Source organism: Lentzea aerocolonigenes, assembly GCF_000974445.1.
In the GTDB taxonomy this organism is placed as follows: domain Bacteria; phylum Actinomycetota; class Actinomycetes; order Mycobacteriales; family Pseudonocardiaceae; genus Lentzea; species Lentzea aerocolonigenes.
Window position 1 is genome coordinate 54,134 of the sequence record NZ_BBOJ01000029.1, and the last position, 14,858, is coordinate 68,991.

At 71.4% G+C, this 14,858-nt stretch carries 13 protein-coding genes; 8 read left to right on the forward strand and 5 right to left on the reverse strand.

Annotated features, from left to right (window positions below):
- From AOM45_RS42285 to AOM45_RS42295, 4 genes are all read left to right on the forward strand, one after another.
- Positions 1-1,191 (forward strand): acyl-CoA dehydrogenase family protein, encoded by a 1,191-nt coding sequence (locus tag AOM45_RS42285; protein ID WP_030468731.1) that lies wholly within the window; start codon positions 1-3, stop codon positions 1,189-1,191.
- Between the two features lie 66 nt (positions 1,192-1,257).
- Positions 1,258-1,413, forward strand: a complete 156-nt coding sequence (locus tag AOM45_RS52020; protein ID WP_169774262.1) for a hypothetical protein — start codon at positions 1,258-1,260, stop codon at positions 1,411-1,413.
- A gap of 1 nt (position 1,414) precedes the next feature.
- Positions 1,415-1,747 carry an ArsR/SmtB family transcription factor gene (locus AOM45_RS42290; RefSeq protein ID WP_030468732.1) on the forward strand — a complete coding sequence of 111 codons (333 nt, stop codon included), beginning with the start codon at positions 1,415-1,417 and terminating at the stop codon, positions 1,745-1,747.
- Positions 1,744-3,339 (forward strand): SulP family inorganic anion transporter, encoded by a 1,596-nt coding sequence (locus AOM45_RS42295; RefSeq protein ID WP_030468733.1) that lies wholly within the window; start codon positions 1,744-1,746, stop codon positions 3,337-3,339. Before AOM45_RS42290 ends, AOM45_RS42295 begins: the two co-directional genes overlap by 4 nt.
- Here the strand turns inward: AOM45_RS42295 and AOM45_RS42300 are convergent.
- Positions 3,336-3,977: a LuxR C-terminal-related transcriptional regulator gene (locus AOM45_RS42300; RefSeq protein WP_030468734.1), complete on the reverse strand. Its 642-nt coding sequence runs from the start codon at positions 3,975-3,977 to the stop codon at positions 3,336-3,338. The genes AOM45_RS42295 and AOM45_RS42300 overlap by 4 nt on opposite strands.
- Positions 3,965-5,164: a sensor histidine kinase gene (locus AOM45_RS42305; protein WP_030468735.1), complete on the reverse strand. Its 1,200-nt coding sequence runs from the start codon at positions 5,162-5,164 to the stop codon at positions 3,965-3,967. The genes AOM45_RS42300 and AOM45_RS42305 overlap by 13 nt, the downstream gene beginning before the upstream one ends.
- A 110-nt stretch (positions 5,165-5,274) precedes the next feature.
- Between AOM45_RS42305 and AOM45_RS42310 the strand changes: the two genes are divergently transcribed.
- Positions 5,275-5,694, forward strand: coding sequence for a hypothetical protein (locus tag AOM45_RS42310; protein WP_035910894.1), 420 nt, complete (start codon positions 5,275-5,277; stop codon positions 5,692-5,694).
- Here the strand turns inward: AOM45_RS42310 and AOM45_RS42315 are convergent.
- Positions 5,691-6,656: an aldo/keto reductase gene (locus tag AOM45_RS42315; RefSeq protein ID WP_030468737.1), complete on the reverse strand. Its 966-nt coding sequence runs from the start codon at positions 6,654-6,656 to the stop codon at positions 5,691-5,693. The genes AOM45_RS42310 and AOM45_RS42315 overlap by 4 nt on opposite strands.
- Before the next feature lie 154 nt (positions 6,657-6,810).
- Between AOM45_RS42315 and AOM45_RS42320 the strand changes: the two genes are divergently transcribed.
- On the forward strand, positions 6,811-7,815 hold the full coding sequence (locus AOM45_RS42320) for a polyprenyl synthetase family protein (protein ID WP_051783790.1): 1,005 nt from the start codon (positions 6,811-6,813) through the stop codon (positions 7,813-7,815).
- Here the strand turns inward: AOM45_RS42320 and AOM45_RS42325 are convergent.
- Positions 7,721-8,572, reverse strand: coding sequence for an NAD-dependent epimerase/dehydratase family protein (locus AOM45_RS42325; protein WP_030468739.1), 852 nt, complete (start codon positions 8,570-8,572; stop codon positions 7,721-7,723). The genes AOM45_RS42320 and AOM45_RS42325 overlap by 95 nt on opposite strands.
- A gap of 22 nt (positions 8,573-8,594) precedes the next feature.
- Positions 8,595-9,494, reverse strand: a complete 900-nt coding sequence (locus AOM45_RS42330; protein ID WP_030468740.1) for an NADP-dependent oxidoreductase — start codon at positions 9,492-9,494, stop codon at positions 8,595-8,597.
- A gap of 138 nt (positions 9,495-9,632) precedes the next feature.
- On the opposite strand from AOM45_RS42330, the gene AOM45_RS53680 reads away from it, so the two are divergent.
- Together AOM45_RS53680 and AOM45_RS42340 are read left to right on the forward strand one after the other, a co-directional pair.
- Positions 9,633-10,880 carry a helix-turn-helix transcriptional regulator gene (locus tag AOM45_RS53680; RefSeq protein WP_030468741.1) on the forward strand — a complete coding sequence of 416 codons (1,248 nt, stop codon included), beginning with the start codon at positions 9,633-9,635 and terminating at the stop codon, positions 10,878-10,880.
- Between the two features lie 246 nt (positions 10,881-11,126).
- On the forward strand, positions 11,127-14,831 hold the full coding sequence (locus AOM45_RS42340) for an nSTAND1 domain-containing NTPase (RefSeq protein WP_035910831.1): 3,705 nt from the start codon (positions 11,127-11,129) through the stop codon (positions 14,829-14,831).
- Positions 14,832-14,858: the final 27 nt, after the last annotated feature.

A 14,858-nucleotide genomic window follows, 5' to 3' on the forward strand; every position in this document is an offset into this window, starting at 1 on the left:
ATGCAACGCCTGGAAGACCAGCTCGCCGCGGACTTCTACAACTACGAGGCCCTGCTCAGCGACGAGGAGCGCAAGATCCTGCTGAGCGCGCGGGAGTTCATGGCCACCGAGATCAAGCCGATGGTCAACGAGTACTGGGCGCGCGGCGAGTTCCCGCACGAGCTGATCGGCAAGTTCCGCGGCGCCGGCCTCACCGCGTTGTCGTACGAGGGCTACGGCGAACACCCCGCCGCCGTCAGCAACCTGCTCACCGGCATGCTGGCCATGGAGCTGACCCGCACGGACGCGTCGATCGCCACGTTCTTCGGCGTCCACAACGGACTCGCGATGTACTCGATCTACGCGGGCGGATCGCAGGAGCAGCGCGACCGCTGGCTGCCCGCCATGGCCGCGATGGACAAGATCGGCGCGTTCGCGATGACCGAACCGCTCGGCGGCTCCGACGTGGCGGGCGGCATGCGCACCACCGCGAAGCGCGACGGCGACACGTGGATCCTCAACGGTGCCAAGAAGTGGATCGGCAACGCCACGTTCGCCGACCACGTGGTCGTGTGGGCGCGCGACCTCGACGACAACCACGTGAAGGGTTTCGTCGTCGAGAAGGGCACGCCCGGCTTCGTCGCGGAGAAGATCGAGGGCAAGATCGCGTTCCGGATCGTCGAGAACGCCGAGATCACCCTGACCGGCGTGCGCGTGCCGGAGGCGAACCGGTTGCAGCGCATCAACTCGTTCCGCGACGTCGCGGAGATCCTGCGCGCCACCCGCGGCGGCGTCGCCTGGCAGGCGCTCGGCGTCATGATCGGCGCCTACGAGCTCGCCCTCGACTACGCCGGGGAGCGCCGGCAGTTCGGCCGCCCGATCGCCGGGTTCCAGCTGGTGCAGGACCTGCTGGTGAAGTCGCTCGGCAACATCACCGCCTCCTGGGGCATGCTCGTGCAGCTCGCCCGGCTGCAGGACGCGGGCATCTTCTCCGACGAGCACTCGTCGCTCGCCAAGGCGTTCGTCACCTCCCGGATGCGCGAGGTCGTCGCGTGGAGCCGGGAGATCTTCGGCGGCAACGGCATCGTGCTCGGCCACGACGTCGCCCGGTTCTTCGCCGACGCCGAGGCGATCTACTCGTTCGAGGGCACCCGCGAGATGAACACGCTGATCGTGGGCAAGGCGATCACGGGGCAGAGCGCCTTCGTGTGAGCCGCTGGGAGTGGGGGAGTAACCTGTCGAATTGAAGAAATCTTCAATTCGACAGGTTGTGATGTCGTGAACGAGTTCAGGGACAACCTCCTCGCCCGCATCGAGCAGGCGGAGGAGGCCGTGCGCCTGGCGGTCGAACGGCAGGACGCGTACGCCGCCGAGGTGCACGGCGCCGACCTCGCCAACCTCAGGCGGCTGGCCGCCGAGCACGGGGTGAAGTGACGTGCCCGTTCCGCTCTACCAGGCGAAAGCCGAGTTCTTCCGCATGCTCGGGCACCCGGTGCGCATCAGGGTCCTGGAGTTGCTCCAGGACGGGCCGAAGGCGGTGCGCGACCTGCTCGCCGAGATCGACGTCGAGGCCTCCAGCCTCTCCGCCCAGCTCGCGGTGCTGCGCAGGTCAGGGATCGTCACAGCCACGCGTGAGGGGTCGACGGTGGTGTACGCGCTCGCGGGTGGTGACGTCGCCGAACTGCTCGGAGCCGCCAGACGCATTCTGACCGAGCTGCTGGCCGGGCAGAACGAACTGCTCGCCCAGCTGCTCGAGGAGCCCGCGTGAGCTTCCTGCCGACGACAGAGGACTGGACCGTCGCACGCCCCAAAGACCTCACCGCCGGGCTCACCGTCGCGGTTGTCGCGTTACCGCTGGCCCTCGGGTTCGGGGTCGCGTCCGGACTGGGGGCCGCGGCGGGTCTCGCCACCGCGATCGTGGCCGGTGCGCTGGCGGCGGTGTTCGGCGGCTCGAGCCTGCAGGTGTCCGGTCCCACGGGTGCCATGACGGTGGTGCTGGTGCCGATCGTGGCTCAGTTCGGGCCGGGTGGTGTGCTCACCGTCGGGCTGATGGCGGGTGTTCTGCTCATCGGGCTGGCGCTGCTGAAAGCCGGGCGGTACATGAGGTACGTGCCCGCGCCGGTGATCGAGGGGTTCACGATCGGGATCGCCGCGGTGATCGCGTTGCAGCAGGTGCCCGCCGCGCTGGGCGTGCCCGCACCGGACGGGCACAACGTCGTGGCGAACGCCGTGCGTGCCTTCGGTTCCGGACTCTCCTGGCCCGCCGTCGCGCTGTCGTGCGGGGTGGTGGTCGTCATGCTCGCCGGTGCGCGGTGGCGGCCCGCGATCCCGTTCTCGCTGCTCGCCGTGGCGGCCGGGACCGTCGTGGCCGAGCTCTGGTCGTTGCCGGTGGCGAGGATCGGCGCGCTGCCCGCGACCCTGCCGGCTCCCACCTTGTCCTTCGTGGACCTGGATGCGATGGGGACGTTGCTGCCGTCCGCGGTGGCCGTGGCCGCGTTGGCCGCACTGGAAAGCCTGCTGTCGGCGACGGTCGCGGACGGCATGAGCGTGAACCAGCGGCACGACCCGGACCGCGAGCTGTTCGGCCAGGGGATCGCGAACGTCATCACGCCGATGTTCGGCGGAGTGCCCGCGACCGCGGCGATCGCGAGGACCGCCGTCAACGTCCGTTCCGGCGCCGGATCGCGCCTGGCGTCACTCGTGCACGCGGCGACGCTCGCCCTGATCATGCTCCTGGCGGCACCGTTGGTCGGCCGCATTCCGCTGGCGGTGCTGGCCGGCGTGCTGCTGGCCACGGCGATCCGGATGGTCGAGGTCGGGTCCGTGCGGGTGCTCGTGCGGGCGAACCGCGCCGACGCGCTCGTGCTCGTGCTGACCGCCGCCGCGACACTGGCGCTCGACCTCGTGACCGCGGTGATCGTCGGCCTGGTCGTCGCCGGAGCCCTCGCGCTGCGGGCCGTGGCCAGGTCCGTGCGGATCGACGAGGTGCCGCTGGAGACCGGCGACCACTCGCTGGAGGAACGCGCGCTGCTCGCCGAGCACATCGTCGCCTACCGGCTCGATGGACCGCTGTTCTTCGCTGCGGCGCACCGGTTCCTGCTCGAACTGACCGAGATCGCGGCGGTGTCCGTGGTGATCCTGCGCATGTCCCACGTGACCACGATCGACGGGACCGGCGCGCTCGTGCTGCGCGACGCCGTCGAGAAGCTGGAGCACCGGGGCGTGACCGTGCTGCTGTCGGGCGTGCGGGACGAACACCGGCGGCAGCTGGAGACCAATGGCGTGCCGCAGTTCGCCACCACACCCGAGGCCATCGAGCACGCGCGAGGGTTGCTGCGCCGGTCCGGCGTTCTTCCCTAGAGGCCCAGGAAACGCAGCACGGCCAGCACCCGGCGGTGGTCGGCGTCGGCCTGGGGCAGGTCGAGCTTGGCGAGGATGTTGTTGATGTGCTTGGCGACCGCGCTCTCGCTGACCACGAGCTGAGCGGCGATCCCCGCGTTGGAACGGCCCTCCGCCATGAGCGCGAGCACCTCCCGTTCGCGTGCGGTCAGCCGGTCCAGCGGGTCGCTCGGCCGTCGCACCAGCAGCTGGGCGACGACCTGCGGATCGAGTGCGGTGCCGCCGTTCGCCACCCGCCGCAGCGCCTCGGCGAACTCCTCGACGTCCGCGACCCGCTGCTTGAGCAGGTAACCGACGCCGCTGGTGTTGGCGGCCAGCAGATCGGCCGCGTAGCGCTCCTCGACGTACTGGGAGAGCAGCAGCAGGGCGGTCGACGGACGGCTGCGGCGGATCGACAGCGCGGCACGCACCCCCTCGTCGGTGAAGCCGGGCGGCATCCGGACGTCCACCACCGCGAGGTCGGGTTCGTGCTCCTCGACCGCCGCGAGCAGCCCCTCCGCGTCGCCGACCTCGGCGGCCACCTCGAAGCCCGCCATCTCCACGACCTTGACCAGCCCCACCCGCAGCAGCACGGAGTCCTCGGCGATCACGGCACGCACGGCAGCTCCACACTCATCGTCGTCGGTCCCCCCACGGGACTGCTCAGCCGCAATGATCCGTCAACCGACCGCACGCGCCGGGTGAGCCCCCTCAGGCCGCTTCCGCCGGTGGGGTCGGCCCCGCCCAGGCCGTCGTCCTCGACGACCACCCGCAGCATCTCGCCGAGCAGCGCGACCGTGACGTCCGCCCCGGTCGCTTCCCTCGCGTGCTTGGCGACGTTCGTCAGCGCCTCGGACACCACGAAGTAGGCGACCGCCTCCACGGTCGGCGCGACTCGCTCCGGCAGGTCCACCCTCAGCCGCACGGGCAGCGGGGCGCGGGCCGCGAGTCCGGACAGGGCCGCGTCCAGCCCGAGCTCGTCCAGGACGGACGGGTGCAGTCCGCGGACGAGGTCGCTGAGCTCCTCGATCGCCTCCTTCGCCTGCCGGTGCGCGGAGTCGATCACCTCGCGTGCTTCCGGAGGCAGGTCCAGCGTGGCTTTGGCGATCCCCAGGTTCAGCGCCAGCGACACCAGCCGTTGCTGGGCGCCGTCGTGCAGGTCCCGTTCGATGCGCCGCCGTTCCGCGTCCGCCGCGTCCACCGCGCCCGCCCGGCTCTCGGTGAGGTCCTCGACCCGTTGCGCGAGGTCGTCCTCCCTGCTGCGGCCGAGCAGGGCGGGCACCACCTGGCTCTCCAGGCGCACGACCGCGGCGGCCAGGGCCGGGACACCTGTCAGCACGACCAGCCCCGCCACCGAGAGGTACGCCGCCTGCGTGGAGTCGATCCGCCACGGCCGGGGCAGCGCGTAGATCCACACCGAGGTCGGTGCCGCGGCCGCTCCGGCCAGGAGCAGCCCGACGACCAGCGCTTCGAGGCCACCGAACAGCACCCCGGCCAGGCAGTGGTACCTGATCTGGCGCCACGGCCGCCGCCATCCCGGATCCGTGACGGCGATCCCCAGCAGCTGCCGGAAACGCCAGCGCTGGGCCCAGGTCAGCGCCGGCACGCACAACGCCGCCAGCGCCACGGCGAACCCCAGGATCACGGGCGCGGTGCTGTCTCCTCCGCCGATGATCTCCCACACCAGACCGAAGACGTTGAACAGCAAGAACCCCATGAGGAGGTGCAGGGGCACTCCGAGCGCGAGGAAAGACGTGTCGCGGGTCAGGCGGGTGAGCGTTCGCCGCAGCCGGGGCACGATCTTCATGCCACGACCGTAGACGGTGTACCTGGTGCCACCCCCAAGACGGACAGCAGTGCTACTGACTCGCGGCCGCCCGGATCGCAGGGTTGATCACGAGCCCGACCGCCGGGTTCGTGAGAACGGAAGAGACCTCCGTCGTGGCCCTCATCTCCTTTGCCACCAACAAGAACACGTCCCGCGCCGGTTGCGTGCTCACCGGTGCGGGTCTCGTCCTGCTGCCCTGGCTCGGCTACCTCGCCGCGACCCTGCCGCCCGCCAGAGCCGTCGCCTGGGTCACCCTCGACGCTCTGGAAGCGGCCGCGCTCCTCACCGCCGGGACCCGGCTGCTGCGCGGCGACGCCGATCACCGCGCCCCCGCGGCCGCCGCGGCGGTGCTGCTCGTCACCGACGCCTGCCTCGACCTCGCCACCGCCGCCACGGGCCAGGAGCTGGCCACGGCCGTCGTCATGGCCGTGGCCGCCGAACTGCCCCTGGCGGTCCTGTGCGCGGTCCTCGCGCGCCGGCAGGCCGAGTGGTGTGGCATGCGACGTTAGACGTGCCCGGCGATGCGGTGCGGCTGGTACGCCGACTCCAGGAGTTCCACCTCGTCGTCGGTCAGCTCGAACTCCAGCGCCGCCACGGCGTCGTCGAGCTGCGCGGGCTTGGTCACGCCGATGATCGGCGCCGTGACGACGGGGTTGCGCAGCAGCCACGCGAGCGCCACCTGGGCCCGTGACACGCCCCGGGCGGAAGCCACCGCGGCCACCTGCTCGACGATCGCGCGGTCGGACTCGACGTACAGCGACGACCCGAACTCGTCGGTCTCGGTGCGGGCGGTCGTGGCGTCCCAGTCCCGCGTCAGCCGGCCGCGGGCCATCGGGCTCCACGGGATCACGGCGATGCCCTGGTCCGCGCACAGCGGCAGCATCTCGCGCTCCTCCTCGCGGTACAGGAGGTTGTAGTGGTTCTGCATGGACACGAACCGCGTCCAGCCGTTCTGGCGCTGCGTGAACAACGCCTTGGCGAACTGCCACGCGTACATGGACGAGGCGCCGATGTAGCGCGCCTTGCCGGACTTCACCACGTCGTGCAGCGCTTCGAGCGTCTCCTCCAGCGGGACGGTGCTGTCGAAGCGGTGGATCTGGTACAGGTCCACGTAGTCCGTGCCGAGCCGGCGCAACGACTCGTCGATCTCGGCGAAGATCGCCTTCCGCGACAGCCCCGCGCCGTTGGGGCCCTGGTGCATCCGGCCGTGGACCTTGGTGGCGAGCACGATCTCCTCGCGCCGCGCGAAGTCCTTCAACGCCCGTCCGGTGATCTCCTCCGAGGAACCCGCCGAGTACACGTTGGCGGTGTCGAAGAAGTTGATGCCGGCGTCGAGCGCGGCCTTGATGAACGGCCTGGAGTCCTCCTCCGGCAAGGACCAGGCGTGGTTGCCCTTCTGCGGATCTCCGTAGCTCATCATGCCGAGACAGATCTCGGACACGTCCATGCCGGCGAGCTTGGTGTAGCGCACGGTAAGCCCCTCAGTACAACGATGTTCACGGCCGGGTGACGGTGACGACAACCCGTTCAACATCAACGTAGTCCTGCTCGCCGGATCGTGCCCCTCTTCAACACGACAGTGGCATCGGCTCCTGTGTGCCTGACCTGCGGTTTAGCGTTCTTCTGTGACGAGCATCGAGGTGGTCGCGCCGCCGCGGGACGTGCTGGCGTGGAGTCGCGCCCTGATCGAGGTGCCCCTGAAGGCCGCGCTCGCCGGGCTGCCGGACGAAACCCGCGAGGTCGTCGACCACCACCGGCCCGACTACTCGACCGCCGCGTTCGCGCTGCTGGCAGCCGAGACCGTCGGTGACGTCTCCACGGCGATCGGGGTCGCGGCCGCGCTGGAGCTCGCCGTCTGGCACGAACAGCTGCACGCGGACCTGATGACGCGCGCTGTCAGCCGCGGCCACCAGCCGAGCGCGTGGGTGGAGTTCGGCGACGACAGGGCGGTCTCCGCGGCCGACGCGTTGCTGTCACTGGCTTTCGCGCGGCTCACCAAGCCCGAGGTGATGATCCTCAACGCCGCGCTCTTGTCCGTTGTGGACGGTTATGTCCAGGAAGTCGAGATGGAGGAACGGGACGACGTCGACGTCGCCGAGCACCTGGGCGGGGCGGCGGCGAAGCACTCCGCGCTGACGGCCTGCGCGTGCGAGTTCGGCGCACTGGCCGCGGGCGCCACCAGGAGCCAGGCCGACCACCTCAGGGAGTTCGGCGACGACGTCGGCCTCGCCCGCAAGCACGTGGACGACGTCCTGGCGATCTGGGGCGGCGCGGCGATCACCGGAAGGCCGCTGTACGACGACCTCCTGCACCGCCGCCGCACGCTGCCCGTGGTCGCGGCGATCAGCTTCGGCACCGACGTCTACGCCACCGACGCGGAACCGCGCGAGCTGGCGCACCGCGTCGAGCAGGCGGGCGGCCGCCAGTGGTGCGAGCAGCAGGCCGAACTGTTGCTCGCCCGCGCCCTCCACCACCTGCGACAGGTGAAACCGAGGGCGCGGGCGGCGGACGAGCTGTTCGGGCTCGCCAGGGAGGTCACGACCGCCAGGAGTGCGCGGGCTCGAACCCCAGCACCCGCCGTGCCTTCTCAATCGACAGCAGAGTCTCGTGAGGACCGAATTCCCTCTTGAGCGGCACGCCGGGGTAGACCTTCGCGACGAGCTCGTCGTTCGGCGTCGTCATGCACGTGTCGGCGTTGGCGATGATGAACACGTCAAAGCCCGTCGCGTCGTGCGCGAGCGCCTTGCGCACGGCCTGCGCACCGTCCCGTGCGTCGATGTACGACCAGAGGTTCCACTTGCGCGCGAGGGGATCCGCGTCGAACGGGAAGCGTTCGTAGTCGTGTGGCTCCATCACGTTCGAGAACCGCAAGCCGATGATCTTCATCTCCGGCTCCCACCGGCAGAACTGCTGGGCGAGCGTCTCGTCGACGAGCTTGCCCAGCGAGTACGACGTCTCCGGTCGCCCCGCGTACTCCTCGTCTACGGGGATGTACGGCGGGGGAGTGTCGAACGGCAGACCGAGCACCGTCTCGCTGGACGCCCACACGACGTTGCGAACCTTGGCGAGCCGTGCGGCAGCGAACACGTTGTAGGTGCTCGTCACGTTGTTGTGGAACGTCTTCGCGTTGGGCGCGACACCCGGCCCGGGAATCGCCGCCAGGTGCACCACGGCGTCGAGCCCGGCGTACCGGTCGTCGATACCGCTGATCGCCTCGACGACCTGGCCGTAGTCGGTGAGGTCGACGCGCGTGAAGTCGCATCCCTGAGGCGTGGGAGGAGCGGCCTGGTCGAGGTTGTGGACCTCCCAGCCGTGCACCAGCAGGTCGGCCACGACGGCGCGCCCGAGCTTGCCGCTGCCTCCGGTCACCGCGACACGTTGAGTCATGGGTCAAATTATTGCCCCAGGACTACGGGCGGAGCACGATCTTGCCCTGGGCGTGACCGGTCGCGCTCAGCTCCTGGGCCTGGGCCGCCTCGGCCAGCGGGAGGCTCTGCGCGACCCGGACGCGGAGCTCGCCGTCGGCCACGAGCCGGGCGTACTCCGCGAGCCTGTCGCCGAACGGCCCACCGCCGCCGGAGAACGTGACACCGAGCTCGGCCGCCTGGGGATCGGCGATGGTGACGATGCGGTCGGTGCCGCCACGCAGCTCGATCGACACCGGCAGGTCGCCCTGCCCGGCTGCGTCGAACACGGCGTCGACGCCCTGCGGTGCGGCGGCGCGGACCCGGTCGGCGAGCCCGTCACCGTAGGCGACCGGGATCGCGCCCAGCGAGCGCACGTAGTCGTGGTTGGCGGGGGACGCGGTGCCGACGACGGTGGCGCCGCGGGCGACCGCGAGCTGGACCGCGGCCGCTCCCACGACACCGGAGGCGCCGAGCAGCAGGAGCATGTCACCCTCGCCGACCTTGAGGGTGTCGAGCACGCGGACCGAGGTCTCGACCGCCACGGGCAGCGCCGCGGCGGCGTCCCAGTCGAGGCCGGCGGGCTTGGGTGCGAAGTCAGTGGCCAGGGCGTATTCGGCGTACGCGCCGGTGACCGTCCAGGTCAGCACCTCGTCGCCCACCGAGACCCCGGTGACGCCCTCGCCGACCTGGTCGACGACGCCTGCCGCCTCCAGTCCCGGGGTCACCGGGAAGGGCGGCGCCAACTGCGGCATCCACCCGTTGCGGATCTTGTGGTCCAGCGGGTTGACCGCCGCGGCCACGACCTTCAGCCGCACCTGTCCGGGCCCGGCCTGCGGCTCCCCGACCTCGTCGAGGCGCAGGACCTCCGGGCCGCCGAACTCGGTGTAGGTGATCGCCTTCATGTCTCACTCCGGTGTTCGTCGTTGGTTGACGTGTCAATCCTGGCGACCGGATCACGTGGGTTGAGCCAGCACTTCGGCTAGTTCTCACTGGCCGAAAGACCAGTCGGTACCCCGTCCGAGCGGACTACGCTCAGGGACATGGACCTGCTGACGGCCGTTGACGTGATTCAGGCGCCGCTGGGCGAGATGTTGCCCCGGCTGTCGGAAGCGCTCGCGGAGGCCGTTCCCCACCGCGCGGTCGCCGAGCTGTCCAACTGCTCGTTCGCGCCGTTCAAGTTCCGGGGCGAGTTGCCGGGGCCGACCACCGCGGACCTGGACTCGTTGCGACCGCTGGTGCCGGGGAGGGGAACCTGGCAGGGACGCGCGGTCATGGCGGGCGCGGAGGTGCCGGTCGTGGTCCTGGCGAGCGAGGTCACCGAGCCGAGCGCGCTGCTGGTGTTCCTCAGGACCGACGACACCCCGGTGCCGGAGGAGGCGCTCGCGCCCGCTCAGGCGCTGTGGGACCTGGTGACCGCGCACATGGAGGGCCTGCGCAACGAGGCCGTGCCGGCGACGCTCGCCGTGTCCAGAGCGGCCGCGGCGGCACGCGCCACGACCATCTCCGACCTCGGCGACGCCTACGGGACCGCGCTGACCTCGTTGCTCGGCGTGTTGCGCGATCGCACCGTGGACGACGCGACGGCCCGCTCGCGTGCCGTGGACCTCGCCGTCACCGCGCTGGTCGACCTGCGCTCACGGGCAGAACTGGAGCGCGCGCTGACCGAGGAGCGGACGGGCGACGCCTTCGACCGCCTCGCCGAGTCGCTGCGGCGGGCGCTGCGCGGCCGCGGTGTGCGGCTGGACCTGGGCACGCCAGGAGCAGAGGAGGGCGCGGATCGCGCCCTGCCGACCGAGGTCGCCTCCACGGCGAGCGCGGTCGTCCGGTCCGCCGTGCACGCGATGATCGACGACCAGCGCGACGTCCACCGCGTCCACATCGGCTGGAAGGTGGCCGCGACCGTGCTGCGCGCAACCGTGCGCGACGACGGCCCCGGCACCCTGTCCTGCGGCAGCCTCGACCGCCGCCGGGTCGCCGAACGCCTGGCGCCGCTCGGCGGGCGAGCGGAGGTGGACGCGGTGCCGGGGTGGGGCACGACCGTGACGGTGGAGATCCCTCTCGGCGCGCCGGAGAACCCGCGCGAGGACCCGCTGACCGTTCTGGGTGCACGGGAACTGGAGGTGCTGGGCCGGCTCGCGCGCGGCAGGCGCAACCGCGAGATCGCCGCGGACCTGCACATCAGCGAGTCGACGGTGAAGTTCCACGTGGCGAAGATCCTGGAGAAGCTCGGGGTCGGCTCACGCGGCGAGGCGGCCGCGCTGGCGCACGAGTGGGGCGCCACCCGCTGACTGGCCCGGCCGAGGTCGTGGACCTCCCAGCCGTGCTCCAGCAGGTCGTCGCGCCCGATCAGACGTTGCCGCCTGACGGATCACCGGAAACCGTGCAATTCCATTGTGCATGGCAATTCTTCAAGACAGCCTTAATTGTTGTCGCAATCATGGCCGGGTGCACTCGAAGTCGATAGGGTCGCGGGCGAGGGGAAATGTGTCGGAGGTGCTCAGCGGGGGGTTGAAATGCCTCGACCGGAACGACCGTTGGACGCTGCCCAGGACGCGGTGCAGCACTTCGCCGCCGAACTGCGCGAGCTGCGCCGTCGCGCCGGCGGGATCACCTATCGCCAGCTCGCGGAACGCAGTGGTTATGCCGTGTCGACCGTGTCGGAGGCCGCGGGAGGGCGGCGGCTGCCCACCTTGGACGTCGCTCTGGCCTATGCCGTGGCGTGCGGCGGCGATGGTGAGGAATGGGCGGCGAAATGGCACGCCGCCTCGCTGGCGGCGACCGAGATGCGCAGTTCGGGTTGTGCGGAAATTCGTGCGCCCTATCGGGGGCTGACCAGTTTCCGGTCCGAGGACGCCGATCTGTTCTTCGGACGCGAACGGATCGTGGCCGACATCGTCGAACGGATATCCGCTCATCCCGTGACGGTCGTGCTCGGGCCGTCGGGTGCGGGGAAGAGTTCGCTCCTCGCCGCGGGCGTGCTGCCCGCACTGGTCACGACGAGGGTGCGGCAGGTCGTCCTGTCTCCCGGCACCACGCCGCGGGCGACCCTGCTGCGGTGCCTGGGCGTGCCCGAGCTGGGTGCGGTGCCGGACGACGCGGAGCTGCTGATCGTCGTGGACCAGTTCGAGGAGGTCTACACGTTGTGCGGCCAGGACGAGCGAGCCGCGTTCCTCGACGACGTGCTGGCGCTGGCTGACCGGCCGGGCGGGCGGATCCGCCTGGTGCTGGGTGTGCGGGCCGACTTCTACGGCCGGTGCGCCGAGCACCCCCGCCTGATCGAGGCGCTCAGGGAGAACCAGGTGCTCGTCGGGCCGATGGAACGCGAGGAGCTGTGCGCCGCGGTGAGCAAACCCGCGTTGTCGGTGGGCCTGTCGGTGGAACGGGCGTTGCTGGTCATGGTGGTGAACGAGGCGGAGGGACAGGCGGGCGTGCTGCCGCTGCTGTCGCACGCCCTCCTGGAAACGTGGCGCAGGCGCCGTGGCGACGTGCTGACCGCCGCCGGTTTCACCGCGGCCGGCGGCATCAACGCGGCGGTGGCCCGCACCGCGGAGGCCGCGTTCGGCGAACTCGAGCCCGCTCAGCACGCGCTGGCCGCAGAGTTGCTGTTCCGGTTGCTCGCCGTTGACGAGGACACCGGTGCGGCGGTCCGGCGGCGGGTGGACGTCGCCGAACTGCTCGGCGTCGCGCCCGGCGCGGACGTGGTGATCGACCGGCTCGCTTCGGCCCGGTTGGTCACGGTCGACCTGAACACCGTCGAGATCGCGCACGACGCCGTGCTCTCCGCCTGGCCGAGGCTGCGCGGGTGGATCGACGACCACCGCGACGCGCTGCGCGTGCACCGGACGCTCGTCGAGGCGACCAGGACCTGGGCCGGCACCGGTCACGACCCCGCGACGCTCGCGACGGGGGCCCGGCTGGAGCAGTGGCGCGCCTACGCCGCTTCCGGGTCGGCCCCCGTCCGGCTGAGTCAGGAGGAGCGTGCGTTCGTCGAGGAGAGCACCGCGCAGGTCAGGCGTGCGGAGGCCGCGGTCAGGCGGAGGTCACTGCGGCTGCGTGCGGTGACCGCCGTTGCCGTGGCGTGCGCGGTCGTCGCGGGCGTGCTCGCGGTGGTCGCCGGCAACGCCAGGACCGACGCGCTGCACGCCCGCAACAACGCCCTGTCGCGGCAGACCGCGCTGAACGCGGGGAAGCTGCGCGACACCGATCCGGGGCTCGCGGCGCAGCTGGCGATCGCCGGGTACGGGATCGCGCGGACGACCGAGGCCAGATCGGCGCTGCTCGAGTCGTCGTCGGCGGTGTTGCCCGCGAGGTATCTCGGCGGTGCCGGTCCGACCGCGTTCGACGCGTCCGCCGACGGTGCCCTGATCGCGGTGAGCAACGCGACCGACGGCACGGTGCGGCTGTTCACCAAGGCCGACGGCAGGCTGGCCAGGGCAGCCGTGATCAGGCCGCGGCAGGTGACGGGCGTCGTGGTCTACGCGGTGGCGCTGACGCCGGACGGTCGCACGCTCGCGATCGGTGACATGGACGCGACCATCACGCTGTGGGACGTCTCCGACTCCCGTGCGCCCGAGCCTCTCGCCGCACCGATCAACGCTCCTGGTGGTGGTGCCGTCGAACGCCTCGACTTCGACTCCGGCGGCACGCAGCTCGCCGCTGCCGCGGGCGACAGGATTCTGCGCTGGAACCTGAGCGATCCGGCGAACCCGCGCTCGTTGTCACCTCTGCTCACCGACGCGAAGACCAAAACGGTCACCTACGGCAGCGGCGGCCTGCTGGCGTTCGGCACCGAGTCCGGCCACGTCCACGTCCTGCGCTCCGACGGGACCGAGCTCGCGGTGCTCGACGCGGGCGGACGGGCGGTCCCCGCCGTGTCGTTCTCCCCGGACGGCCGCACGCTCGTCGCGGGCACGCACGACCGTTCGCTGCTGTCGTGGGACATCTCCACGCCGGCCTCACCGAGACCGCTCAAGCCGCCGACACCGCTGTTCGACCTCAAGGTCACGACGACCGCGTTCAGCCCGGACGGCCGCTACCTGATCGCGGGCAGCGCGGACTCCACGGTCCGCGTGCTCGACGCCGCGACCTGGACGACGTTGCAGACCCTGCCGCACCCCGACGTCGTCAGCTGGGCCACGTTCACCGACGACGGCCGGTCCGTCGCGTCGGTGGCGACCGACGGCGCCCTGCGGGTCTGGCCGCTGGCCAAGGCCGTGCTCGGTCGTGCGGACGCGCCGATCGCCGACACGCCGTTCAGCGGCGACGGCACCAGGCTCGCCGTCTTCACCGAGGGCAGCGTCGGCCTGTGGGACACCTCCGGTGCCATCACACCGCTGGTCACCGGGCTCACGGCGACAGGGGCCGCGTTCAGCGGCGCCGGTGACCTGTCGCACGACGGCACCCTGCTCGCCGCGGGCACGACCGGCGGCGAGGTCCACCTGATCGACGTCTCCGACCCGGCTCACCCGCGGCTGAGATCACGGCTCGGCGGCTCGGGGGACGAGGTGATGGCGGTGGCGTTCAGCCCGGACGGCACGATGCTCGCCGCCGCGGGACGTGACACGTCGGTCCGCCTCTTCAACCTCGCCGACCTGCGGGAGCCGCGGCTCACGGCGGTGCTGGACGCTCCGGCGAACGTGGTGCTGGACCTCGACTGGCACCCGTCCGGCAAGATCCTCGCCGCCGCGAGCGGGGACAGCCACGTCTACCTGTACGACGTGACCGGCGCGCCACGGCTGCTGAGGCCGCTGGAAGGCCTGAAGAGCTACGCCTACAGCGCCACCTTCAACCCCGCGGGCACCGTGCTGGCCGTCGCCGGCGTCGACAGCGTCGTGATCCTCTGGGACGTCAGCGACCCCGCCACGCCTCGCCGGATCGGGCAGCCGCTCGCCGGTCCAACCGGCCGGATCTTCCAGCTGTCGTTCCACCCGCGTGGCGATCTGCTCGCGGCGGGAGCGATCGACGGCTTGACCTGGCTGTGGAACGTCGCCGATCCCGCCCACCCCGTCCGGACCGCCGTCCTGACCGCCACGGGCTCCCCGGTCGACACCGCGGTGTTCCGTCCGACCGGCGACCTGCTCGTGACCGGTGGCGGTGACCGCCGGCTCCGCACGTGGCGAACGGACTCGGACGCCGTCGTCGCCGAGGCCTGCGCTGCCACCGGCGATCCGCTCACCGAGCACGAATGGGCCACCTACCTGCCGGAGATTCCCTACGCACCGCCGTGCCCGCGGCGCTGACCAGGCGTTGTTCGCGGCCCGGGTTGT

Coding starts and splice junctions, on each gene's coding strand:
- AOM45_RS42285 (WP_030468731.1), top strand. CDS start 1: ATGCAACGCCTGGAAGACCAGCTCGCCGCGGACTTCTACAACTACGAG.
- AOM45_RS42305 (WP_030468735.1), bottom strand. CDS start 5,164: ATGAAGATCGTGCCCCGGCTGCGGCGAACGCTCACCCGCCTGACCCGC.
- AOM45_RS42325 (WP_030468739.1), bottom strand. CDS start 8,572: ATGACTCAACGTGTCGCGGTGACCGGAGGCAGCGGCAAGCTCGGGCGC.
- AOM45_RS42330 (WP_030468740.1), bottom strand. CDS start 9,494: ATGAAGGCGATCACCTACACCGAGTTCGGCGGCCCGGAGGTCCTGCGC.
- AOM45_RS53680 (WP_030468741.1), top strand. CDS start 9,633: ATGGACCTGCTGACGGCCGTTGACGTGATTCAGGCGCCGCTGGGCGAG.